General features: G+C 46.0%; 21 protein-coding genes. 15 read left to right on the top strand and 6 right to left on the bottom strand.

From position 1 onward, the window contains the following. Nucleotides 1–109: 109 nt before the first annotated feature. The 9 genes from ACYQ2E_RS01550 to ACYQ2E_RS01510 all read left to right on the top strand — a co-directional run bounded on the left by ACYQ2E_RS01550 (nt 110) and on the right by ACYQ2E_RS01510 (nt 8715). Nucleotides 110–574 (top strand): MarR family winged helix-turn-helix transcriptional regulator, encoded by a 465-nt coding sequence (locus tag ACYQ2E_RS01550; protein WP_460016297.1) that lies wholly within the window; start codon nt 110–112, stop codon nt 572–574. Beyond that, nucleotides 567–2285 (top strand): MFS transporter, encoded by a 1719-nt coding sequence (locus ACYQ2E_RS01545; protein ID WP_460016296.1) that lies wholly within the window; start codon nt 567–569, stop codon nt 2283–2285. Before ACYQ2E_RS01550 ends, ACYQ2E_RS01545 begins: the two co-directional genes overlap by 8 nt. Next, nucleotides 2282–3034, top strand: coding sequence for a DUF4811 domain-containing protein (locus ACYQ2E_RS01540; protein WP_460016295.1), 753 nt, complete (start codon nt 2282–2284; stop codon nt 3032–3034). The genes ACYQ2E_RS01545 and ACYQ2E_RS01540 overlap by 4 nt, the downstream gene beginning before the upstream one ends. Before the next feature lie 157 nt (nt 3035–3191). Next, the gene (locus tag ACYQ2E_RS01535) at nt 3192–4100 is read left to right on the top strand and encodes a hypothetical protein (protein WP_460016294.1); all 909 of its coding nucleotides are present in this window, start codon (nt 3192–3194) and stop codon (nt 4098–4100) included. 159 nt (nt 4101–4259) lie between these two features. Continuing rightward, nucleotides 4260–5561 (top strand): phosphopyruvate hydratase, encoded by a 1302-nt coding sequence (eno, locus tag ACYQ2E_RS01530; protein ID WP_460016293.1) that lies wholly within the window; start codon nt 4260–4262, stop codon nt 5559–5561. Nucleotides 5562–5736: 175 nt separating this feature from the next. Continuing rightward, nucleotides 5737–6015 carry a helix-turn-helix transcriptional regulator gene (locus ACYQ2E_RS01525; RefSeq protein WP_460016292.1) on the top strand — a complete coding sequence of 93 codons (279 nt, stop codon included), beginning with the start codon at nt 5737–5739 and terminating at the stop codon, nt 6013–6015. Further along, nucleotides 6012–6503: a FeoA domain-containing protein gene (locus ACYQ2E_RS01520; protein WP_460016291.1), complete on the top strand. Its 492-nt coding sequence runs from the start codon at nt 6012–6014 to the stop codon at nt 6501–6503. The genes ACYQ2E_RS01525 and ACYQ2E_RS01520 overlap by 4 nt, the downstream gene beginning before the upstream one ends. Before the next feature lie 2 nt (nt 6504–6505). Then, nucleotides 6506–8569 carry a ferrous iron transport protein B gene (feoB, locus tag ACYQ2E_RS01515; protein WP_460016290.1) on the top strand — a complete coding sequence of 688 codons (2064 nt, stop codon included), beginning with the start codon at nt 6506–6508 and terminating at the stop codon, nt 8567–8569. Beyond that, nucleotides 8566–8715 carry a hypothetical protein gene (locus ACYQ2E_RS01510; RefSeq protein WP_460016289.1) on the top strand — a complete coding sequence of 50 codons (150 nt, stop codon included), beginning with the start codon at nt 8566–8568 and terminating at the stop codon, nt 8713–8715. The genes feoB and ACYQ2E_RS01510 overlap by 4 nt, the downstream gene beginning before the upstream one ends. Before the next feature lie 72 nt (nt 8716–8787). Here the strand turns inward: ACYQ2E_RS01510 and ACYQ2E_RS01505 are convergent, their stop codons facing one another. The 5 genes from ACYQ2E_RS01505 to ACYQ2E_RS01485 form a co-directional block, all read right to left on the bottom strand. Further along, complete coding sequence (locus ACYQ2E_RS01505) at nt 8788–9402, bottom strand: ATP-binding cassette domain-containing protein (protein WP_460016288.1); 615 nt, start codon at nt 9400–9402, stop codon at nt 8788–8790. A 2-nt stretch (nt 9403–9404) separates the two neighbouring features. Further along, on the bottom strand, nt 9405–10559 hold the full coding sequence (locus ACYQ2E_RS01500; protein ID WP_460016287.1) for a hypothetical protein: 1155 nt from the start codon (nt 10557–10559) through the stop codon (nt 9405–9407). Between the two features lie 90 nt (nt 10560–10649). After that, the gene (locus ACYQ2E_RS01495) at nt 10650–10955 is read right to left on the bottom strand and encodes a hypothetical protein (RefSeq protein ID WP_460016286.1); all 306 of its coding nucleotides are present in this window, start codon (nt 10953–10955) and stop codon (nt 10650–10652) included. Between the two features lie 1096 nt (nt 10956–12051). Beyond that, nucleotides 12052–12834, bottom strand: coding sequence for a lipid II isoglutaminyl synthase subunit GatD (gatD, locus tag ACYQ2E_RS01490; RefSeq protein ID WP_460016285.1), 783 nt, complete (start codon nt 12832–12834; stop codon nt 12052–12054). Beyond that, on the bottom strand, nt 12834–14177 hold the full coding sequence (locus ACYQ2E_RS01485; protein ID WP_460016284.1) for a MurT ligase domain-containing protein: 1344 nt from the start codon (nt 14175–14177) through the stop codon (nt 12834–12836). Before ACYQ2E_RS01485 ends, gatD begins: the two co-directional genes overlap by 1 nt. A 306-nt stretch (nt 14178–14483) precedes the next feature. Between ACYQ2E_RS01485 and ACYQ2E_RS01480 the strand changes: the two genes are divergently transcribed. The 6 genes from ACYQ2E_RS01480 (at nt 14484) to ACYQ2E_RS01455 (ending at nt 18998) form a co-directional block, all read left to right on the top strand. Beyond that, nucleotides 14484–15170, top strand: a complete 687-nt coding sequence (locus ACYQ2E_RS01480) for a MarR family winged helix-turn-helix transcriptional regulator (RefSeq protein ID WP_460016283.1) — start codon at nt 14484–14486, stop codon at nt 15168–15170. 140 nt (nt 15171–15310) lie between these two features. After that, nucleotides 15311–15550: a type II toxin-antitoxin system Phd/YefM family antitoxin gene (locus ACYQ2E_RS01475; protein WP_460016282.1), complete on the top strand. Its 240-nt coding sequence runs from the start codon at nt 15311–15313 to the stop codon at nt 15548–15550. A gap of 16 nt (nt 15551–15566) precedes the next feature. Further along, a complete protein-coding gene (locus tag ACYQ2E_RS01470; RefSeq protein ID WP_460016281.1) occupies nt 15567–15989 on the top strand; it encodes a PIN domain-containing protein in 423 nt (140 codons plus the stop codon). Between the two features lie 108 nt (nt 15990–16097). Further along, complete coding sequence (locus tag ACYQ2E_RS01465; protein WP_460016280.1) at nt 16098–16535, top strand: CopY/TcrY family copper transport repressor; 438 nt, start codon at nt 16098–16100, stop codon at nt 16533–16535. Between the two features lie 140 nt (nt 16536–16675). Continuing rightward, complete coding sequence (locus ACYQ2E_RS01460; RefSeq protein WP_460016279.1) at nt 16676–16882, top strand: cation transporter; 207 nt, start codon at nt 16676–16678, stop codon at nt 16880–16882. Nucleotide 16883: 1 nt separating this feature from the next. After that, nucleotides 16884–18998: a heavy metal translocating P-type ATPase gene (locus ACYQ2E_RS01455; RefSeq protein ID WP_460016278.1), complete on the top strand. Its 2115-nt coding sequence runs from the start codon at nt 16884–16886 to the stop codon at nt 18996–18998. Between the two features lie 2 nt (nt 18999–19000). On the opposite strand, the gene ACYQ2E_RS01450 is transcribed toward ACYQ2E_RS01455, so the two are convergent. Beyond that, nucleotides 19001–21589, bottom strand: a complete 2589-nt coding sequence (locus ACYQ2E_RS01450; RefSeq protein WP_460016277.1) for a YfhO family protein — start codon at nt 21587–21589, stop codon at nt 19001–19003. Nucleotides 21590–21836: the final 247 nt, after the last annotated feature.

The raw sequence follows: 21836 nt of genomic DNA, 5'->3' as shown, positions 1-21836 counted from the left end.
ATTTACAGTAATGTTCATGAAAACAAGTCATTTTCCTTGACAAAAGATATTTTTAGGACTATATTACTAATAGTATTAATTAATAATGTAATTAGAAAAGAGTAGTAAAATGGATTTTCAACAATTAGCCGAAGAACTGATTCGCACAATCAGAAGCCTGAACAAATCAAGCTTTGTGATGGACCTTAACCGTTACGCCAAAGGTGAAATGCTGGTGCTGAATTACCTTTATCAGCATCAGGAGGAATTAATCGTGCCGGGCGATATCAGTAATTTTACAGGAACCAGTTCAGCACGTATTGCCACGATTTTGGGCTCACTGGAGGAGCAGGGCTATCTGACGCGTGAAATTGACCGGACAGACCGCCGTAAAATCCTGGTGGCGCTCACTGAGAAGGGTGAAACCGTTGCGCGGACGCATCACGACTTCATGCTCAATCGCTTGGTCAGTGTGCTTGAATATATGGGTGAAAATGAAAGTCAGCAGTTCCTGCAAAGCATCAAGACTTTCGTAGAAGCCGGCAAGCTGGTTTTACAGAAGCAGGAAATGGAAAAGGAAGAAGAGAATGCCTGAAGTAATAGAAAAAGATTACAATATTGATATTCACGGCCGTCATTTCAGCCGCTGGCTGATGCTGCTTTTGATTCTGGTCGGTACTTTCGGCTCAATGCTGATGCAGACCTCATTGGGGACGGCAATTCCGACCCTGATGAAAGATTTCAATATCTCTATGTCAACGGCACAGCAGGCCACAACCTGGTTTCTGCTGGCGAACGGCATCATGGTGCCGATTTCCGCCTACATGGCAAATAAATTCCGGACGCACTGGCTTTACGTGGGAGCTTATGTCATTCTCCTGGCCGGAATGTTCATGGCCTATTCAGCTCCGACTTCACAATGGTGGATTTTCCTGGCCGGGCGTATGTTCCAGGCAATTGCGGCCGGTATCACAATGCCGCTGATGCAGGTCTGTCTGGTGAACATGTTTTCGCCTAAGCAAATGGGCGCAGTGATGGGAATCGGTGGTATTGTCATCGGCTTGGCACCCGCAATCGGTCCGACCTTTGCCGGCTGGCTGATGTCTTCCCGCCATGTTTTTCTGGGGATTGTGCTTCCGGCTTCCTGGCGGACGATGTTCATGGTGCCGATGGTCATTGTTGCGATTGTAACTGTTCTGGCTGTGTTCTTCATGCGTGATGTGGTGCCGAATCGTTCTGTGAAGCTTGATTTCTTGTCGCTCTGGCTCTCATGTATCGGCTTCGGCCTTTTCCTGCTGGGCTTTACAAATGTGGCAAGCAGCGGCTGGACAGATTTTGGAACAGTTATTGTGCCGATTGTCGGCGGAATTATCGTTATTCTTGCCTTTATCAACCGACAGCTTAACCGGACGAATTTTCTTTTGTCACTGCTATTTTTAATCGTTGGCGCCGCACTTGTGATTCTTGGAATTGTCAACCTTCCAGCTAAAGGAGTTACAGACTTCTATGCTGCGATTATCCCGATTGTTTCCGGCCTGACTTTGATTCTGGCATTTTTCACAAGAAAACTGGAACTCAAAGACCCTTTCCTCAATGTACGTGTCTTCCTGAATAAGCAGTTCGCTTTGACGACGATTGTCATGGCCCTGTCTACCATGGCAATGATGGGCGTGGAAATGATGCTGCCGCTGTATTTGCAGGAAGTCAAAGGTTTATCAGCTTTTAATTCAGGACTCGTTTTACTGCCGGGTGCTTTGATGATGGGCGTGGTCTCACCCCTAGCGGGCGCGGCTTATGACAAGGTCGGAGCGAAACGCTTGGCCATCCTCGGATTTGCCATTCTGGCAATTGGAACCTTTCCATTTCTATTCTTCGGGGCTTCAACACCAGACCATTTTGTGACAACCCTTTATGGACTACGCATGTTCGGTGTCGCCATGGTCATGATGCCGATGACAGCCTCAGCCATGAACGCCCTGCCGGTGGCGGAAGTCGCAGACGGGACAGCTTCAAACTCAACCGCACGTTCAGTGGCTTCGGCCATTGTTGTCGCCTTGCTTTCATCGGTTGCTCAAAACGTGATTACAAACAATTCACCCGCAACCAGCCTTGCCAAGACTGACCTCATTGACTTTGCGCACAAGATGATTGATGCAATGCTGAACGGCTATCACGCATCATTTATTATCGGATTTGCCTTTGCCGTTGTCGGCCTGGTTATCAGCTTCTTCCTGAGAAGCGGCAAACACGGCCGTGCCGAAACTGAAATCAGCCAGGCACAAGCCACAGAGGAGGTGAAATTATGATTATCATCATCATTGCAATCTTTACACTGCTAACCTTTTTCAGCTTTATGTTCATCAAAAGCTCGACTACAAGGTGGATAGCAGGCGGAATCAGCTTTATCTGCCTCGGCTTATCTGTCGCTCTGCTGACCTTTCACATTACTGAGCATTGGGGAATGAAAGAAGTCACACAGACTCGCACACAGGAAATATACTCAACAGGTCCTTCAGCTATGTCTTTCGGCCTATTAATCACGCAGAAAATGGGCGAGCAGACTATTCTCGTCTATAAAACTTCAACGGACGCGAAGACTTCAGCCATGTCAGCACAACTTAACACAGATTCAACAAGCACAACATTCTTGAAAGACAACGCCGCTTTAAAAAATACAAAATCGTCTTATAAAATGGTTGACGGCGGTTCAGCGCAGCTGGTAACGAGCACGACCAAACGTAAATTCTCCAGCAGTTTCACGGAACTACTTTTCGGCTTCGGCGGCGAGCAAAATGAAATCGTCAAAGCAAGCAAAACCGCAGTGCTGCCGAAAGACTCCTGGCTTGTCCTGACCGCTGAGCAGGCAAAAACATTAGAAGCAAAGCAGGCAGAACTTGAAAGCCAAGCCGCACAGGCACAGAAACAGCTTCAGACCGCTCTCGCAGCTGCCCCGACAGCAGAAGCCCGTGCAGCAATTGAGGCTCAAGCCAAGGCAAAAATGAGCCCGGCAGCTCAGATTGCTCAGATTAAGCAGCTTCTAGGAATTTCAGAGTAAAAATCTGAACGACTTCGCGTGAGATTTTAAATAGAATATTAGACAAATATTAAGGGAATGTGTTGAAATGTAAAGAATTAGTACAATAATTTGCATTTTTGAGCAGCATGTGTTATAACTAGGTTGTTCAAATAATACCTAAACAAAAGGAGCGAACATGAAGAAAAAATACAACTTTAAAAAAGCCGGCACATCTCTGTTTATGTTGGCAGGACTCGTTGCAACTCCACTTGCATCAGCAATTGCGAGTGTTCCTGTATCAGCAGACACTACTGTTTCTTATAACGACCAGGTCACCACTCCATATGGCTGGCATGACCCAGACGGCAAAATAACAGCTGATTGGGAACTTGCAGGTTCAAACGTCACTATTACTGTCTCTTCAGCAATGGTGAATGACTCTATTACATACAAGCAGCTCGTCGGTCTGAATAAAGGCGTCGGAGTAGCAAACGCTGGCGCTGATAAAGTAACGATTAAAAAATCAGGTGCTGTCGCATCAATCGTCTATTCTGGAAAAGACCTTGACTATAAGTTTCAAGCAGATGGCATATACACTTTAAGTTATACTGATGCAATCGGTAACAATGTTTCAATGATAATCATTGTAGTTCCATACGATGATTCAGTTGCAGCGATACCAGACCCAGCTACAATCGGGCAGATGTACCGTGTTTACAATCCGAACTCTGGTGAGCATTTCTATACAGCAAGCACTTACGAGAGAGACCAATTGATAAAAGTCGGCTGGTCTGATGAAGGAAATGCCTGGGTTGCTCCAGAAAAGAGCAATACACCCGTTTATCGTCTCTACAATCCAAATGCAGGAGACCATTTCTACACAATTGATAAAGCAGAAAGAGATCATCTGGTTTCCGTAGGCTGGAATTATGAAAACATCGGCTGGTATTCTGACGATGCGAAAACAGTTCCTGTTTACAGAGCTTACAATCCTAATGCTGTAACTGGTACCCACAATTACACAACCGGTGAATATGAGCAGAAGGTTCTTGTCGGATTAGGCTGGAAAGATGAAGGTACTGCCTGGTACGCTCTTAAGAAGTAAACTAAAATTCATACAGATAGCAAAAGCAGGTTTATAAAAATCTGCTTTTCTATTTGTCTGAAATTTGATTAAAACAATTAAGTTAATTTTTTCACTTTCATTTTCACCCAAAAAATGTTAAAATAGTGCTGTAAAGAAAACAATTTAAGGAGACAGAAAATGTCAATTATTACTGATGTTTACGCTCGCGAAGTCCTTGACTCACGTGGTAACCCAACTATTGAGGTAGAAGTTTATACTGAGGACGGCGGTTTCGGCCGCGGAATGGTTCCTTCAGGCGCTTCAACAGGTGAGCATGAGGCAGTTGAGCTTCGTGACGGCGACAAGGCGCGCTATGGCGGACTTGGTGTTCAAAAAGCAGTAGACAATGTTAATAACATCCTTGCTGAAGCAATTATTGGTTACGAAGTAACTGAGCAACAGGCGATTGACCGTGCGATGATTGCACTTGACGGTACGCCTAATAAAGGTAAACTCGGTGCGAATGCTATTCTTGGTGTTTCTATCGCGGCTGCACGTGCAGCTGCTGATGAGCTTGGTATGCCTTTGTACAACTACCTCGGCGGTTTCAATGCAAAACTGCTGCCAACTCCAATGATGAATATCGTAAACGGCGGTTCCCACTCCGACGCGCCAATTGCATTCCAAGAGTTTATGATTGTGCCGGTCGGCGCTTCTACATTCAAGGAAGCACTTCGCTGGGGTGCTGAAATCTTCCACACATTGAAGAAGATTTTGAAGGCACGCGGTCTTGAGACGGCTGTCGGTGACGAAGGCGGCTACGCTCCAGGCTTCAGCTCAACTGAAGACGGCGTTGAAACAATTCTTCAGGCCATCAAAGAAGCTGGCTATGAAGCCGGTGAAAATGGCGTGATGCTTGGTTTCGACTGTGCTTCATCAGAATTCTACAAAGACGGTATTTATGACTATACTAAGTTTGAGGGCGAAGGCGCTAAGAAGCTGACAGCTGCTCAACAAGTTGACTACATCGAAGAATTGGTAAACAAATATCCAATCATCACTGTTGAAGACGGTATGGACGAGAACGACTGGGAAGGCTGGAAGCTTCTGACTGACCGTCTGGGCAAGAAAGTTCAGCTCGTAGGTGACGACTTCTTTGTTACAAACACTGAATACCTTGCACGCGGCATCAAAGAGGGCTGCTCAAACGCGATTCTCATCAAGGTTAACCAGATTGGTACATTGACTGAAACATTTGAAGCCATCGAAATGGCCAAAGAAGCAGGCTTCACAGCCATCGTTTCACACCGTTCAGGTGAAACAGAAGATTCAACCATTGCTGACATTGCCGTTGCAACAAATGCAGGTCAGATTAAGACAGGTTCACTTTCACGTACAGACCGTATGGCAAAATACAACCAATTGCTCCGTATTGAAGACCAATTGGGTGAAGTTGCTCAATACAAAGGCCTGAAGAGCTTCTACAACCTGAAAAAATAATTCTATACTGAATAAATGACTCCCTTCGGGGAGTTTTTTTGTAATTTGATTTAATAAAGTCATAATTCCTTAAGAAATCAATTGATTTAAGTCACCCCTTTTGATATAATGAATTTGTCAAATACATTTTACATTAACTACAGTAATTAGCGAACACTGTAGGATTGGAGCAGCTATGCAGAATAAAATTCGTGAAATCAGAAAAATGCAGAGCCTGTCACAGGACGATTTGGCGCGGATTTGCCACGTTTCCAGACAGACCATCAATGCCGTCGAAAATGATAAATACGATGCCGAACTTTCGCTCGCCTTTAAACTGGCCAATGCGCTTGACGTCAAGGTGGACGAGCTTTTTACCTATGAGGTACGTGAAAAAGAGACCGATACCCTCTGGTGCGAAAAATACGCCTGCATTCTCTGGCAGACCGCCGGTATTCGGGAGAAGCAGTTGTGATTAAACTGAGTCAGGCAAGAATTGCGCTGACCTATTTTCTCGCGGCTACAGCGACTGAGCCGAAACTGCGAGATTTAGGCTTTGTAGCCGGGAAGAAAATCGAGCTGCTGAATCGGACGGCGGGCAATGCGATTGTCCTCATTGCAGGCACACGGCTGGCAGTGGACCTGGAAACCCTTGATAAAATCTGGGTTGACGAGAAGCAGTCGGTAGAAGAGAAGCTGGTTGACTTATCCGCTCTGAATCCCGGCGAGACCGGCATTGTCAGAAAAATCGAGACAGACTTTGCGACTAAGCACCGGCTGATGGACATGGGCGTGACGCGCGGCGTAAGCATTTTTGTGCGCAAACTCGCCCCGCTCGGCGACCCGATGGAACTCCACCTGCGCGGCTACTCACTGAGCCTGCGAAAGCAGGATGCAGGACTCATCAAAGTTGTCCGTGAAGACGAGAGAAAGCCAAGCTCTGAGAACGAGCTTCAGGAATGAATATGACAATAATTGCACTTATCGGAAATCCCAACTGCGGGAAATCCAGTGTTTTTAACATTTTAACCGGCAGCAGCCAGCAGATAGGCAACTGGCCGGGCGTCACGGTGGAGCGCAAGTCAGGCCTATATAAGCGCGATAAAACGCTAGTGATTCAGGACTTGCCCGGCATCTACTCGCTGTCGCCCTTTTCACCGGACGAGAAGGTCTCGCGAGACTACCTGCTGCAGACCCCGCCCGACGCAGTGCTCAACATCATTGACGCCACAAACCTTGAGCGCAGCCTCTACCTGACCTTACAGCTGCTCGACTTCGGCATACCCATGGTCGTTGGTCTCAACATGATGGATTTGTTAAAATCCTCAGGCAGGAAGATTGACGCCGAGAAGCTCAGTTATAGCTTAGGCGTGCCAGTGCTTGAGATGTCGGCGCTAAAGAATCAGGGCATCGCCGAGGCAGTGGATTGCGCTAGACGGGATGCTGCTGTGGCTGAAGTTCATTACGACGCGCGCTTAGAAGCGGCATTGTCAGAAATATCCAATGTGGTCAGAATTGATAAAACTGTCCGTTTTCCTGCGCTGGCAGCCTTTGCTGAAGACGAGCTGACGCTGGGCGGAAACGAACTGACAGCCTCACAAGAAAAGGAAATTCGCGAGATTCGCAGCATCACAGAGAAAATCTTCGGTGACGAAGCCTCTGAAATCCTTGTTAATGAGCGCTATGCGCTGATTAGCCAAATTGTGCAGCTGGTAGTAAGCGATTCAGGCCGAAGCGAAAGTATCACCGACAAAATCGACCAGATTGTCACTTCCAAGTGGCTGGGCCTGCCGATTTTCATTTTTATTATGTGGCTGGTTTACTTTTTGTCGATTCAAACAGTGGGCGGTCTAGCTACGAATTGGCTGAATGACCATCTTTTCGGTCAGATTGTGCCGGATTTTCTGAGCCAGCTGATGACGCAGATTCAGATTGTAGGCTGGCTGCAGGATTTGGTGCTGAACGGCATCGTGGCGGGTGTTGGTGCAACGCTGGGATTCATTCCGCAGATTTTCGTGCTTTTCCTGCTGCTGGGAATACTGGAAGATTCAGGTTATATGGCGCGTGTAGCCTTTGTCATGGACAGAATTTTCCGCCGTTTCGGGCTATCTGGCAAATCTTTCATCCCGATGCTGATTGCGTCCGGCTGCGGTGTGCCTGGTATCATGGCAACGCGTACGATTGAGCAGGAGCGAGACCGGCGTATTACGATTATGGTGACAACCTTTATGCCATGCTCGGCCAAACTGCCGATTATTGCGCTGATTTCAGGCGCCTTTTTCCGCGGCAATCCCTGGGTGGCGCCAAGTGCGTATTTTCTGGGCATCGGTATGATTATCATCTCCGGCATCCTGCTGAAAAAACTGAAAATGTTCTCGGGCGACCGCTCGGCTTTTATCATGGAGCTGCCGAATTATCACCTGCCGCAGGCCTGGACAGTTCTGAAATACGGCTTTGACAAAGCAATGAGCTTCGTCAAGCGGGCAGGGACGATTATTTTCGTCATGACAGTGTTCATCTGGCTCTTCTCGAATTACAATTTCCGGTTGCAGGCCGTATCGCCGGAGAAGTCGATGCTGTCTGACTTCGGCCGCCTGATTGCCTGGATTTTCGCACCGCTCGGCTTTGGCGACTGGAAGGCAACAGTGGCTGCGATTACAGGTCTCGCGGCCAAAGAGACGATTGTCGGGACGCTGGGCGTGCTCTATGGCGGCGGACAAAAGCTGACACAAGCATTCGCCGGACATTATTCGGCAGCGGCCGCCTATTCCTTCCTGACTTTCAATCTGCTCTGCGCGCCTTGTATCGCGGCCATTTCCACCATCTTTAAGGAAATGGGCTCGGTCCGCTGGGGCCTGCGAGCCGTCGGCTTTCAATGTCTGGTCGCCTATGTCATGAGTTTTATTATCTATCAGTTTGCCCGGCTCCTCACAAACGCTCCTGACCTGCTAACATTTCTAGCAGTGCTCGTGTTAATCGGCGGACTTTATTTAACATTTAGACCTATACCGAAGGAGGTGCTCACATGAATTTCCAGTCAATTGTATTGTTTCTTTTCATCGCAGCTGCAGTGGCCTATGGAATCTATGATATTCTGAAGTCCAAAGGCGCCTGTGACGACTGCGAGGTGGCAAGCTGCCCCGCACATACAGGAAGAAAAAAGATTCAACAGTAATTTCCCCTGTTGGATCTTTGTATTATCTTGAAGTATTCAGTCATGCATAAATCTAATCTTGTGATTTGGAGTCTAATAAAAAGTTTCAATATATCCAATTTCTTTCGCAGCCTCAGAAAAATCTTCCACTTCTGAAATTCCGCTTTCAGAGAGAAGAAAAGTTTTGTCGCAAAAATGCTCGATTTCTTTTAGATTATGCGACGTAAGAATTATGATTTTCTGTGTAGAAATCTCTTTTACAACCTCATAAACTTTTGCCTTAACAGCGACGTCCAATCCGCTGAAAAGCTCATCAATGATTAGAACATCTGATTCAACAGAAAACGAAAGAATTGTCGCAAATAACTGCTTCATTCCAAGGGAGTATTTCCCAATTCTTTTCTTTTCAAATTCATTCGCGGAAAATAATGCCGAAAACTCAGCTGCACGTGCTTTTTCGTTCTCTGATAGAATTGAATAATAGTCGGCAGACCTCAAACTTTCATCAAAATGTTCTACATCTGGCAAATATGCCACTCTGCCAGACGTAATTTCTCCCTGAGAAATCTTGATTTCTCCTGAGAGACCTGAAAACAACGTACTCTTTCCAATCCCATTACGCCCAATCAAACCATAAAGCCCGTTGCTTAATAATTCGAAACTGAACGGTTCAATATCCGGAAGCTTTAGATTAATAATTTTTAACATTTTCAAATTCTCCGAATCTTATGTTTTTTCAGTAAAAGATTTGCGGCAAAATAGCAAATGATACTCATTAACGTCAAATAGATAACACCTACCATAAGAGAATTTTTTCCGAAAAGATAAAACGGATTGCACAGGAGTTCTCGCGGATTAAGGTAGCTCATCGGCACATAGGGACGTATGAATTGTACAGATTTTTCATCTGCGACCAGCGACCAGCCGATGATTAAGACAGCTAGTAGACCTACTACAACCAAACTTTTCTTGAATATAGTGGACAAAAAGGCACCAATTGAAGATAAAAAAATTAAAATTAGCAGAAGATAAAGCAAAGAAATGAGAATGATTTCACCATTTGGAATGGCCATGTTATCTACTTTCCAGCCCGAAGTTTCCACATCTCTTGCAGTTTTTGCAAAGTTTATCAAAAATCCAGGGTAGTTTAAATCGCCAAATCCATTCATAAGACCAACAATAACAATGTCCATGATACCTACGATTAGAAGCCAGCCAAAAGTCACAACCACAGCTGCTATTACCTTATGGAACAAACTTTTCTTCCTAGGAATTTTCGCAAAATCGTAAAAAAGGAATTCTTTGTTTTCAAAGTACGTGGAGATTTGAACAGAAACCAGTACTGAAAAAATCATCAGATATATACTAGTAAACATACTATAGAGTGATGCATTAATGAAAGCTCCAAAAGCTCGGATCTGAGCGCCCGGCTCTAATTCAAAGTCTAAATGCCGACTTTTTACCAGGTTGTAGTAATTTATATTTTGTTGAAGGATTGCATTTTGTTCTTTAAATTGAGGATCATCTTTGCCATGCTCCAAAAGTTGATGGTCTAATTGGTTCTGTAGTTTAAAATAGTCATTAAAATGATTGGATTTCAGTGCCTCTATTTGTTGGGTATAAGTTTCTATATTATTTTTAGTCTCACTTTTCAAATCTTCCGGATAATCTATTTTTTGAAGTGATTCTTCAGCCTTTGAAATTCCATACTTGATTTCCCCTACCTTATTTTGTTTAAATGAATCAACGTTCATCGAGGAATTGAGAATAAAAAGATGCGTACCTATCAACAACAGAGCTAGTATTGCAAATACTATTAGGTTTTTCTTGTTGTAAACAAATTTTTTTAGTTCAAATCCTGACATGTTATCTCCCCTCGTTGTCCCCAAAAGTGTTCACCCTATATATAATAATCGGACGCACAAACAAACAAGTTCATGCGTCCGAAAATTCAATTAAAATACATTATAGTAGAATTTCCAGTAATTTTTCTCAGTCATACCCTCATATGTAACTCGGTGGTATGGTTGGATTTCTTTGTATCCGTTTGGACATCTCAAATCTTTGTATGTAGTGCGGTCATATACAACATGGTTATTTGCAATGTTCATCCAGCGTTCATCTCGAACCTGCCCTATCCAGACACGAGGTGTTGGTGCATCGGCGTTTACAACATTTGCAATCTGGAATCCAGTACTGCCAATTGCTGCAAGACTTACAGCTGCTACCAAGATTTTGTTTTTCAAGTTCAACTTCTTCATTGTGCTTTCCTTTTCCATTGCATTCTGCAATTTTCTGAGAGTGAAGTAAGTTTTTATAGAAGCAGAGACTTACAGGGTGATTTAAGTTTTCCTGAAAACTTTTTTAATAAACAAGAAGTGAGCTTTATTCGCGGATTTCGTCAATCCGCTGCGACAATTCAATTTTGATGTAGCGCCTCACTTTCAGAAAGGATAGAGGCCTCTATCTTTCATTTATAATCTGCAGATTATGATTTCAAGTATTAACAAAGACTTATCAACTTACTAAATTTCATTTGAGTTATAGTCCAAAGAAACACTAGAAAATAATTGTTGGATGAGCTAGAAATTTTAAGGTTACAAAGAACGCAACTGAATAACCCAAAACCCTTTCACTAGGAATCAGGAATGCTAGTAATTTCCCGATGTATATCTAATCACCAAACCCTGTAGTGATAATCCGTTTCATTTACCATGGTAACTCCCTCATACCACCTTTGAAATATCATACTTGCAAGTGCATAATCATGTGGAACTCTCAGCTGAATATAACTTCTCCATTCTTCAATGAAGCTGTTATTGCCATGCTTCTGCCTTCAAAGGAAAGAAGTCAAGAAGTGCTACAGCAAGAATGACAGACATCGATATTTTTACTAATGGTCTACGCATTTTAAGCCTACTTCTAAGAGCTCTAACCGCCACAAGCAAAGCATTGAAAGCCTTCTCATGAAAAGTTTATCATTGTCTAATCAAAAAGTCAAGAATTTTAATTTATAATCAATTAAATGAGAATGTAACAAGTGGCGTATAAGTATTACGATGAAGAAAATTGGATGCCGAGCGATAGAACAAATGATTTATCACAGATAAAGAACCGCAAATTGTAAAAAAGCCCGTACAGCACTAATTCCCCTAACATAACGGGGTATTGGCCGAACAAGCTTTTAAGATTTTATGTCTTCGGAGCGGGAAAACCTGAAATGATTTTTAAATAAACTCTTCTCAATCATGACCAGTTTGATTCCGCTAGCTCTGACAGTACTGATGGCAAGAGTAATATCTCACAGATTCCGAGAATCTGAGTATAGGGAGCTGTTTGTAACAAAAAAAATAGGGACTATCGCGTCTCTATTTTTCGTTTATAATCTGTGATTTGTTCACTTTCCAAGTCGCTGAAGAGCGCATCGAAAGCTGGAATCTGTATGCCCGGATATTTCTGCTCCAGCGCCGTTTTCACCAGACGATAGGCCAGTCTGGGATTACGCGACAGAATCGGGCCGTGGAAGTAAGTGCCGAAAGTATTCTTGTAATGAAGCCCTTCGGTGTTATCGTCAGGATTGTTGCCGCCGCCGTAAATGACGCGCCCGAGCGGTTTTTCGTCGCCGGCCAGATAGGTGATGCCTGAGTGATTCTCGAAACCATAGTAAGTCTCGTCGAATTCATCGTTGTGCGTCTCAATGTCGCCGATAAAGCGGTCGTTGCCGAGGTTTTTCGTGACATGTGGAAGAATACCGGTACAGGTGATTTTTTCACCATTGGCTGCGATATAATACTGCCCGAGCATCTGATAACCGCCGCAGACTGTCAGCATCGGCTTTTCCGACTCAATGTAGTTTTTCAATTCTGCTGAGATATTTTTCAGCTCCTCAGCAATCACTTCCTGCTCGAAATCTTGCCCGCCGCCCCAGAAGACGAGATTGTAGTCATGACTGGCAAATGTGTCGCCCAAGGAGACGATTTCGAAAGTACAGACTGCGCCGAGCTTTTCGGCCACGTATTTGAGCAGCAGCACATTGCCGTTGTCGCCGTAGGTGTTCATTAAATCGCCGTAAAGATGGGCAATTTTGAGACTGTAGGGATAATTCTCTGAATGGTCAGTTTGTAAGGAAATATAGGTCATTATTGCATTTCTCCGGAGATGTAGCCTGCTTTGGCAAGTGTTTCGCGGAATTCCAGCATGGCAGTGTAGGTCGCGAGCACATAGAGGTGCTCAGAAGAAGCGGATTTGATTTTTTCAAGCACTTCTGTGAGATTGTCTGATTCCTGCGCCTCTGGAAGCCCGGCAATCTTCAGTCGGCGCGCCATTTCTGCGTGTCGGACACCGCCAGTGTAGACTTCCTGGATATCCAGCGCCTTGAGCTGCTCAAAGTTGGTGTCCCAAATCCAGCTGGTGTCAATGCCGTCCGCATAGTTGGCGTTCAGCAGTGCGACCAGACCGAAGTTGTAGGGCGCCAGCGCCATCATATCCAGCGCCTGATTTGCGCCGACAGGATTTTTAATCAAGACAATCGTGACCTCTTTGCCGGAAATGTTCAGTGTCTCCTGTCGGCCGAAGACGGCCTTGGATTTCTCAAAGCCTGCCGCAATCTTATCCGTAGGAAGGCCGTAAAATTCTGCCACCGACACAGCTGCCAAGGCATTGTAAATGTTATAAAGGCCGCCGACGTTGATGGTATAGGGATTTCCGTCAATGACAAAACTGGAGGAAGTGTTACTGATATTTGTCAGTTCACTCAGGCGATAATCAAGCTCAGGCCGCTTGAAGCCGCAGTTCAGGCAGATGTAGTTTCCCAGGTCAGCATAAGTGTTCATGGTGAAGTCAAGAATATGGTGACAGCGCGGGCAAAGCACGCCCTCGGTGTTATAATGCGCCCGCTGGGGCTTATGATTCTCGTGAGCGAAACCGTAATATTTCACCGGATTTTTCAGCTCGCGTGAGTTGAAAATCGGCGAGTCGCCGTTCAGCAGCACAGTGGCCGCAGGCGCATTTCCCGCCCCCTTAACAATCAGGTCGTAGGTCGTATAAATTTCGCCGTAGCGGTCCATCTGGTCGCGGAAGATGTTGGTGAAGACGAAGAGGCTCGGCTGGATGTAGCTGGTGATTTTGGGCAGGCTGGCCTCGTCAATCTCAAGCACGGCAAACTGGCGTTTTCCGCCGGCAGATTTTTTGCCGTGCAGAAATGCCGCCGTGATGCCGGTAATCATGTTTGCGCCGGTCGGATTGGTTAAAACCTCGTACCCCGCTTCCTGTAGGATTCCGACGGTCAGCGCCGTTGTCAGCGTTTTGCCGTTGGTGCCTGTTACCACGATAATTTCGTAATCCTTCGTCAAAGCTGTCAATATCTGCGAATCAATCTTCAGGGCAAGTGACCCGGGAAAGGTGGACCCGCGGTGAAAAAACTTCTGCAGGATGAACTGGCTTGCGAGGCCAGCGGCTTTGGCAAAGGAGGATTTCAGTTTCATTTTTACATTATACTATATCCAAAACGATATTCAAGTAGAAAAGCCAAAATTTGAAAAATATTTAGTTTTATATTTGACAAAACTAAATAAAATGATATACTTGATTTGTTAGTTAATTTAATTCTAAACTAACGAAAATTGCATGCAAAATGGCTAGGTCCCCAGCAGAAAGACAGATGGCTGAAAACCTGGTCTATTACAGCGGGCACAAGCGAGACTCATATTTACTGAATAAAGCCGAGCGCTTGCGCGAACGTTATTCAAAACCGAGCGCTTGCGTGAACGTTATTCAAAGGAGACAAAAACATGTCTGAACAAACAAATGATTTACTAAACCTATTTTCAAAACTCCTGCGCAACCCAAAATTTATGATGGCCATGCACGTAGAATTAATGCGCAGCAAACTGCGTAACCCCGGAAACAGAAAAGGCGCCCAAGGACTCCTGATTGAACTCTGGAAACAAGACGGCCTGACCAACGCTGAAATCGCCGAACTGCTTGACATCAAGCCCTCCAGCGTAACCGCCCAAGTCAATCAGCTCTCAGAAGCCGGACTCGTCGAACGCCGAACCGACGAAAAAGACGGCCGTGTCAGCCGCGTTTTCCTGACAGAAGCCGGTAAAAGCGCCCAGAAAGAACACAGAGAGCATTACGACGAGATTTCAGAAGACATCTTCGCTGGCTTGACTGGCGAAGAACAGCAGCAGCTCAAAAGCCTGATTCAAAAACTCATAGACCTTCACGCAGGCGAAGACTGGGACTGGGAAAAATTCACCGGTCCAGCAGGTTTCCACGACTTCGGCCCTGGCTTCAATCCGCGGGAAATGCATCGTGCCATGAATGACCTGCGCCGTGCCGGCCATGACTTTAAACACGATTTGCGCCGACAAATGCGTGCTCACGGAGACCTTGGAGAATTCGGAAATTGGGGCTTCGGCCCAAATCCTAGAAATAAAAGTAAAAATGAAGACGAGAAATGGGATGATTTCTAAAACGCACAACTGATAAGCCGAAAGGCTTTTTTTTTGTACAAAAATATTAGCTAATATTTAAAGTGAATATCAGCTAAAATTATTTTAAAATATCGTACAAAATAATTGACAAAAATCAGCTAATATATTAAAATAAAAACATGCAAGTCACGGCAACAGAAATTAAGAATAATTTTGGAAAATACCTTGTCGAGGCACAAAAGTCAGACATTTCGATTACGCGCAATGGAAAAATCATTGCAATCTTGAAAAGCTTTGAACATGACAAATTCAACCAGCTGGAAAAATTAACCGGCATCATTGACTTACCGAAAAGCAAGAAAACAAAAAGCAGAAGAAAAGTCACTTCTCAAAAGAAAGTGCAAAAGAAAACGCAATAGAAAGACGATTTACAGGATGGAAATTAGAATTTTACTTAACACCGACGTTGCGCTGGATTTTCTGACGAAGAACGGCGAAAAGACAAAACAGGCCCAGATGATTATCCGCGAAAGCCTGCAAGGCCGCTATGAAGTCGTCATCACCAGCGAAACCGTCAGCGAAATCAATTACTGCATGCTGGAAGCCGGCATGACAATCGGCCAGGCTCGCGACTGCATGTCAACCCTCCTCAACCTGATTTCCGTCATTGACACAAACGAGGCAGACTGCCAGCAAGCCCTGTCCTACAGCAATGACCTGGAGTTTGACAATGTATTGACAGCCGAATCCGCCCGCCGTAACAAAATTTCAGCCATTGTGACGGATTCAAAGAACTATTTTGAAAACCTAGGACTCAACCTTTTCAGTCCGAAAGAATTTCTCGCCCTGCGCGTTTGAGCTGATATTTTGTACAAAAAACCTAATACTATCTAAAAAGAGAAGTTTCGGCTTCTTTTTTTAAATAAAACACTTGACAATTTTAGTTTACAGTTGTAAACTATAGTTATGCAACAAGAATTAAATATTTCGAACTCTGAGATGGTCATCATGCGCGTCATCTGGTCACTCGGCGAAGCCAAAGTCGAAGACATCATCCATCAAATCTCCAAACGCCAAGACTGGTCGCTGGCAACAGTCAAAACCCTGCTCGGCCGCCTCGTCAAAAAAGGCATGCTGGAGACCGAAAAAGACGGCCGCTGTTTCATTTACCGCCCAATAGTCGGCGAAGAAGATGCGATTCATCTTTTAACGCAGGAATTAATGGAGAAAATCTGCGCCACTAAACATGCCCAGGCCGTTTCAGACGCCATCGACATGGCCAGCCTCACCCCGCAGGACATCACAATGCTGACAGAAAAACTCCAACACAAAACAACCGTCGCAACCGTTGAGTGCAGCTGCCTAGACGACGACAAAGACTGCCACTGCAGGCACCACAAATAAAACCGAGCGCTCTCGTAAGCAGACCGCTGCGGCTTTAGCCGCTGACAGACCGTTTTCGACACTAGCGTGGCGCGAACGTTATTCAAAAACCGAGCGCTTGCGCGAACGAACGTTATTCAAACGAAAAAGGAGCAAACAAAATGACAAAAACAACCTACAAAATCGAAGGCATGACCTGCGAGCACTGTGCCCACCACGTAACCGAAGCCCTAGAATCAGTAACAGGCGTCAAATCCGCCAAAGTCTCACTCAAAAAAAATGAAGCAGAAGTCAAAGCAGACGACACAGTGACAACAGCCAGCCTAGAAAACGCCGTAGCCGCAGCCGGTTACAAACTGGTCAGCTGACATGCGCGCACAAAATTTTGTCATCACCGGAATGACCTGTGCAAACTGTGCCAACACAGTTTCAAAGGCGCTGAACGCATCTGACAAAGTTGAAGAAGCGACCGTCAATCTGGCAACTGAAAAAGCCCGCGTCATGGCCGCGGACGATTTTAGCGATGCCGCTATCATCAAGCTGGTCGAATCAGCCGGTTACGGCGCCATTGTCAACGATAAAGCCCATCAGGAGAAAATCCGCCAAAACCAGCTGCGCCACACACGCAATCTCAAACTGAGCCTGATTTTCAGCGTAATCTTGACCTTGCCGGTCGTTTTGGCCATGCTAGGGCAGATTTTCGACTGGTCAACCTTCATGTTCTTCCATCAGCCAGTAGTGCAGCTCGTCCTAGCCACACCTGTTCAGTTCATCATCGGCTGGCGCTTTTACCGCGGCGCCTTTCACGCTCTAAAAAACAAATCCGCCAACATGGATGTCCTCGTCGCCCTCGGCACAACAACCGCCTACATCTCCAGCCTAATCCTCGGCGTATTCATGCATCAAACAGACGCGCTGAACTTCGAGTCGGCCATGGTCATCATCACACTGGTCGTCATGGGCAAACTTCTAGAACACAATGCCAAAGAACGGACATCAAAAGCCATCACCTCACTGATGTCAAACCGTGAAAAAACAGTGCACACCGCTTCAGGCGACCGCAGCATTGAAAACGTCAAAACCGGCGAAACAATTCGCGTCTTTGCAGGCGAAAAAGTGCCGCTTGACGCAAAAATCCTCTCAGGCACCGCCTCCTTTGACGAGAGCCTCCTGACAGGCGAGTCGTTGCCGGCCGTGAAATCCTCCGGAGACACCCTATTCGAGGGCGCAGTCAACCTTGACGGCGAAATTTCCGCAAAAGTCTTGCACACCGTTGAAGACTCGACCATCGCGCGAATGGTCGAACTCATGAGCGAAGCCCAAGGCGCCAAGCCGAACATCCAAAAACTCGCCGACAAAATCTCCTCCGTCTTCGTGCCCGTCGTCCTCCTGATTGCCCTGCTGACCCTCATTTTGACCTATGTCCTGACGGGTGTTTTATTGACATCAATCATGCACGCAGTCGCAGTCCTGGTCATTGCATGCCCCTGTGCCCTGGGACTCGCCACACCAACTGCAGTGATATCAGGAACAGCATTAGCCGCCAAGCACGGCTTACTAATCAAAAACGCAAATGCTTTAGAGCAGGCTGCGCAGGTAGAAACAGTCTTCTTTGACAAAACAGGAACCATCACAACAGGCGAATTCCAGCTGGAAAAATTTGACGGCACAGACTTTGATTTCAAACTACTGGCCACCCTGGAGTCCCGCTCAAATCATCCGCTCGCCAAGGCAATCAGATATGATAAGCCACTGTTTGATGAAAAAGTCAGCGATTTCAAAGAAATAGCCGGCCGCGGCCTATCCGCCAGAATCAACGACACCCGTTACTACGCCGGCAACGACAAACTCATGTCAGAGATTAACGTCACAGTGCCCGAGACAAAAGACACCGTCATCTATCTGGCCGTGTCAGGCCAATTGCTCGCCAGTGCCGTCTTCAGCTCAGAACTCAAAACAGACAGCCTTCCAGCGATTGCCGCGCTCAAAACCCAGAACATAAAAACCATCATGCTGACCGGCGACAACGAAATCGCCGCGCGCAAAATACAATACGAAGTCCAGTTAGACGAAGTCAAAACAGGCCTATCACCCGAGCAAAAATCCGAAATTGTCCAAAATACGCCTAACTCCATGATGGTAGGCGACGGCATCAACGATTCCATTGCCCTCGTAGCCAGCACCGTCGGCGTAGCCATGGCCACAGGCTCTGACATTGCCATGGAAGCAGGTGACGTCACCGTCATCGGCGGTAAAATCGCCAAAATCCCTGAACTCATTGAAATCTCGCACAAAACCATGACAAAAGTAAAACAAAATTACTTCTGGGCCTTCATTTATAACCTGATTGGCCTGCCGCTTGCCGCTTTCGGCCTACTGAATCCCATGATTGCAGCGGCCGCCATGAGCCTCTCAAGCGTCTCCGTCATCACAAACTCACTCTTGCTCACCCGCAGCAAAGTAAAAAGCATTGAAAATGAATAAATTCAATGCTTTTTTCGTTTCCTCAGCCAGTCATAAGCCGCGAAAAGCAAGATACCGCCCGCAAAAGCCGCCATTCCAGCCTTCAGCCCATTAGGGAAAAACTTCAGAACCAGCCGATGCTCACCGCTCGGCGCATCAACTTTCATAAAACCAGACTGAGCACGCAGCAGCTCAACCGGCTTCCCGTCCAAAGTCGCCGACCAGCCCTTATCATAAGGCACCGTGAGAAAAAGCTGACCGTCAGAATCGGCGTCATAACTCAAAGCAGCTCCATTTTTAATTTCCTTTGCCGTGACCTTATTTGCACTAAGCTTGGCCATCGTCCGGCTATAAGTCGGAACATCCAGAATCCAAAAACTCGTGGCCGAAAAACTCACATAATCATTGTCCGGCCAGGACAAACTCACATCAATCGTCGTCTCATCCGCATAATAACCGAGATTGAAAAACTGCCCCGTATTATTTGTCGGCATCGAATATCTCGTCTTATCCGCCGTAATCTGCATCGTTTCAGCCTTTTTATTGCCGTAGCTCACATCCGGCACCTTAATATAAGCCTGCGAACCCGCCGGAATTTTCAGCTGATACTTCACAGAAATCGGCTCATTTTTCGTCTTGTCGCGGCTGATAGAAACCGTCCCGCCCGAAGCAAAACTCTGCACCCTGCCCGTCGCCTTTTCACTAAAACTATAAATCTGCCGGAAATACTGCTGCTCAGAACCCGCCAGCGCATTCACAAAATTCGTCTGACTCACCAAAGCATTCCCCGCCGCCATATTTGCGTCCTTGTACTTTCCCGGGACAAAAATGCCTAAAGATTGCGCATAACTATTTTTCGTCACATCAGACGGACCGTCAACCAGACCAGTAAAACCGTATTTCGAAGGCTGATAATCATTAATATTATATTGAACGCCGAAAATACTATCCATCAAGAGCGTGTTGCCGGGATAGCGCAGATTAAGATACAAACCATCAGTCTGGAAACCCAGCTCATTCATCACCGCACCAGAGTTTGAGTTGCGCACACTAGAAAATTGAGAAATCGTGTTGAAGCCGTATTTCATCCCATCATTTGCAGTATCCGGCGCCGTATTATCAGTCCGAGCCAGCCGCCCCCCACTGTCAGAATTGATACTTTCAGCCGCCAGCGACAATTTTTTCCGCTGTTCTTCATAATAAGTGCGCGACGCAAACGCCCATTCTTTCTGAACACCGGAAATCTGGTAGTAAGTATTGACACCAAGGTCCACACAACTAAAGAGAATGACAATCAGCGCGAAAAACCGGCTAGACAGATAAGCCCGTGCCCGTCCGAAAAATAAAATCAGAAAGGCAAACATCAGCAGCCCAGTCAACACCGCCAAATAAGATTTCACATAGGCATAATGCTGACTGACAATGACCGCAATAAAAGCCGCCGACAAGAAAATTGCCCCCGCCAGAACCGGCCAGAACCTGAACTCGCCAGCCGCTTCATGCTCCAGAAATTCCAGCGCCAAAATCACAATCAGCAGCGAAAACAGAAAACTATAACGATGCAGGAACATATTCGGCGAATGGAAGCCCTGCCAGGCCAAGTCCAGCCACTTAAAGTAAAAACTCGCAACCAGAACTCCCAGCAGGACAAACATCCCCGCCTTCAAGCGCCAAGAAATCCCGCGAACCAGAAAGAAGCCTACCGCCAAAATCAAAGGCAGCAGCCCCGCATAAATCATCGGCACCGCCCCGAACTGCGTCGTATCATAACTCCCCACAAAACTCTTGGCAAACACATCCAGAGCCCAAGACTTTTCCGTCAGCAGCCCAGTAATCGCCGAAAAATCCTGACCATTCGCCTTCAAGTCCAGATACATCGGCAAAAGCATAATCAGACTCGAAACCGCGGCCAAAGCAGAAGTAATCAGAAAATCCGCCAGCACCCGCCATGACCAGCCAGCGGCCAAAAAGCGAACCAGAAAATAAAGCCCCACAAAAATAGCAATCATGAAGCCGAAATAGTAGTTTTGAATGAACAAAATCACCAGACTGACAAAGTAGAGCCAGCGCCCCTCGCCCGCCAGAATCCGATGCAGCCCCCAAATAATCAGCGGCAGCCAGATAAACACATCCAGCCACATAATAATCTCAATCTGACTCGTCAAAAAGCTCATCAAAGAATAAGAAAGCGCCAGCGCCAAAACCAGCCACCTATTAACTTTCCTATATATATGACTAAAACTCACAAAAGCCGACAAGCCAATCGCGCCGAACTTAAGCAAAGTAATCAAATAAAGCGCATCAGGCATAGTTTTTGCATCAAAGAAATAACTGATGACCAGGAAAAAACTTCCCATATAATAAGAACTAAACGCATAAAGATTAAGACCCAGCCCGCTCGTCCAAGTATAGAGCAACCCGCCGCCCTGATGCAGCAGACGGCTGAACAAAGCATGCGCACCGACATACTGATGATAAGCATCTCCCGCAAGCACAGAAGTTTGACTCCCCCAGTAGATCCCATTGGCCAGATAAGCCAGAGCCACGATAAACAAAGGAAGCGCAAAAGAAAGCAGAAGAGCAAGACGATTCTTTCGAATGAAGTTTAACATAGCAATATTATAGCAGATATTGAAGAAAACTGAGAAAATGTGATAACCCTAACCCCCGTCTAATCACCGCCTCTGAGTTTAAGGACAAAGCAAGGGGATTTGTCCACGGAAATTATGACATAATTTTTGACAAATGGTGTGGGAGTTTGCTATACTATAAAAGTTGTCTGAGGGAACCGCCGCAAGGCGGGAATTGTGAGGCAGCAGGAAAGTTTCGAAAACAAAGTTTATTCTTGACAAGGCCATG

This window comes from Lactovum odontotermitis, assembly GCF_054658595.1.
This window is presented reverse-complemented; position numbering and strand designations above follow the sequence as displayed.

Coding starts and splice junctions, on each gene's coding strand:
- ACYQ2E_RS01475 (WP_460016282.1), top strand. CDS start 15,311: ATGCAAGTCACGGCAACAGAAATTAAGAATAATTTTGGAAAATACCTT.
- gatD (WP_460016285.1), bottom strand. CDS start 12,834: ATGACCTATATTTCCTTACAAACTGACCATTCAGAGAATTATCCCTAC.
- ACYQ2E_RS01525 (WP_460016292.1), top strand. CDS start 5,737: ATGCAGAATAAAATTCGTGAAATCAGAAAAATGCAGAGCCTGTCACAG.
- ACYQ2E_RS01500 (WP_460016287.1), bottom strand. CDS start 10,559: ATGTCAGGATTTGAACTAAAAAAATTTGTTTACAACAAGAAAAACCTA.
- ACYQ2E_RS01510 (WP_460016289.1), top strand. CDS start 8,566: ATGAATTTCCAGTCAATTGTATTGTTTCTTTTCATCGCAGCTGCAGTG.
- ACYQ2E_RS01470 (WP_460016281.1), top strand. CDS start 15,567: ATGGAAATTAGAATTTTACTTAACACCGACGTTGCGCTGGATTTTCTG.
- ACYQ2E_RS01540 (WP_460016295.1), top strand. CDS start 2,282: ATGATTATCATCATCATTGCAATCTTTACACTGCTAACCTTTTTCAGC.
- feoB (WP_460016290.1), top strand. CDS start 6,506: ATGACAATAATTGCACTTATCGGAAATCCCAACTGCGGGAAATCCAGT.
- eno (WP_460016293.1), top strand. CDS start 4,260: ATGTCAATTATTACTGATGTTTACGCTCGCGAAGTCCTTGACTCACGT.
- ACYQ2E_RS01465 (WP_460016280.1), top strand. CDS start 16,098: ATGCAACAAGAATTAAATATTTCGAACTCTGAGATGGTCATCATGCGC.
- ACYQ2E_RS01460 (WP_460016279.1), top strand. CDS start 16,676: ATGACAAAAACAACCTACAAAATCGAAGGCATGACCTGCGAGCACTGT.
- ACYQ2E_RS01485 (WP_460016284.1), bottom strand. CDS start 14,177: ATGAAACTGAAATCCTCCTTTGCCAAAGCCGCTGGCCTCGCAAGCCAG.
- ACYQ2E_RS01480 (WP_460016283.1), top strand. CDS start 14,484: ATGTCTGAACAAACAAATGATTTACTAAACCTATTTTCAAAACTCCTG.
- ACYQ2E_RS01545 (WP_460016296.1), top strand. CDS start 567: ATGCCTGAAGTAATAGAAAAAGATTACAATATTGATATTCACGGCCGT.
- ACYQ2E_RS01450 (WP_460016277.1), bottom strand. CDS start 21,589: ATGTTAAACTTCATTCGAAAGAATCGTCTTGCTCTTCTGCTTTCTTTT.
- ACYQ2E_RS01550 (WP_460016297.1), top strand. CDS start 110: ATGGATTTTCAACAATTAGCCGAAGAACTGATTCGCACAATCAGAAGC.
- ACYQ2E_RS01495 (WP_460016286.1), bottom strand. CDS start 10,955: ATGAAGAAGTTGAACTTGAAAAACAAAATCTTGGTAGCAGCTGTAAGT.
- ACYQ2E_RS01535 (WP_460016294.1), top strand. CDS start 3,192: ATGAAGAAAAAATACAACTTTAAAAAAGCCGGCACATCTCTGTTTATG.
- ACYQ2E_RS01455 (WP_460016278.1), top strand. CDS start 16,884: ATGCGCGCACAAAATTTTGTCATCACCGGAATGACCTGTGCAAACTGT.
- ACYQ2E_RS01505 (WP_460016288.1), bottom strand. CDS start 9,402: ATGTTAAAAATTATTAATCTAAAGCTTCCGGATATTGAACCGTTCAGT.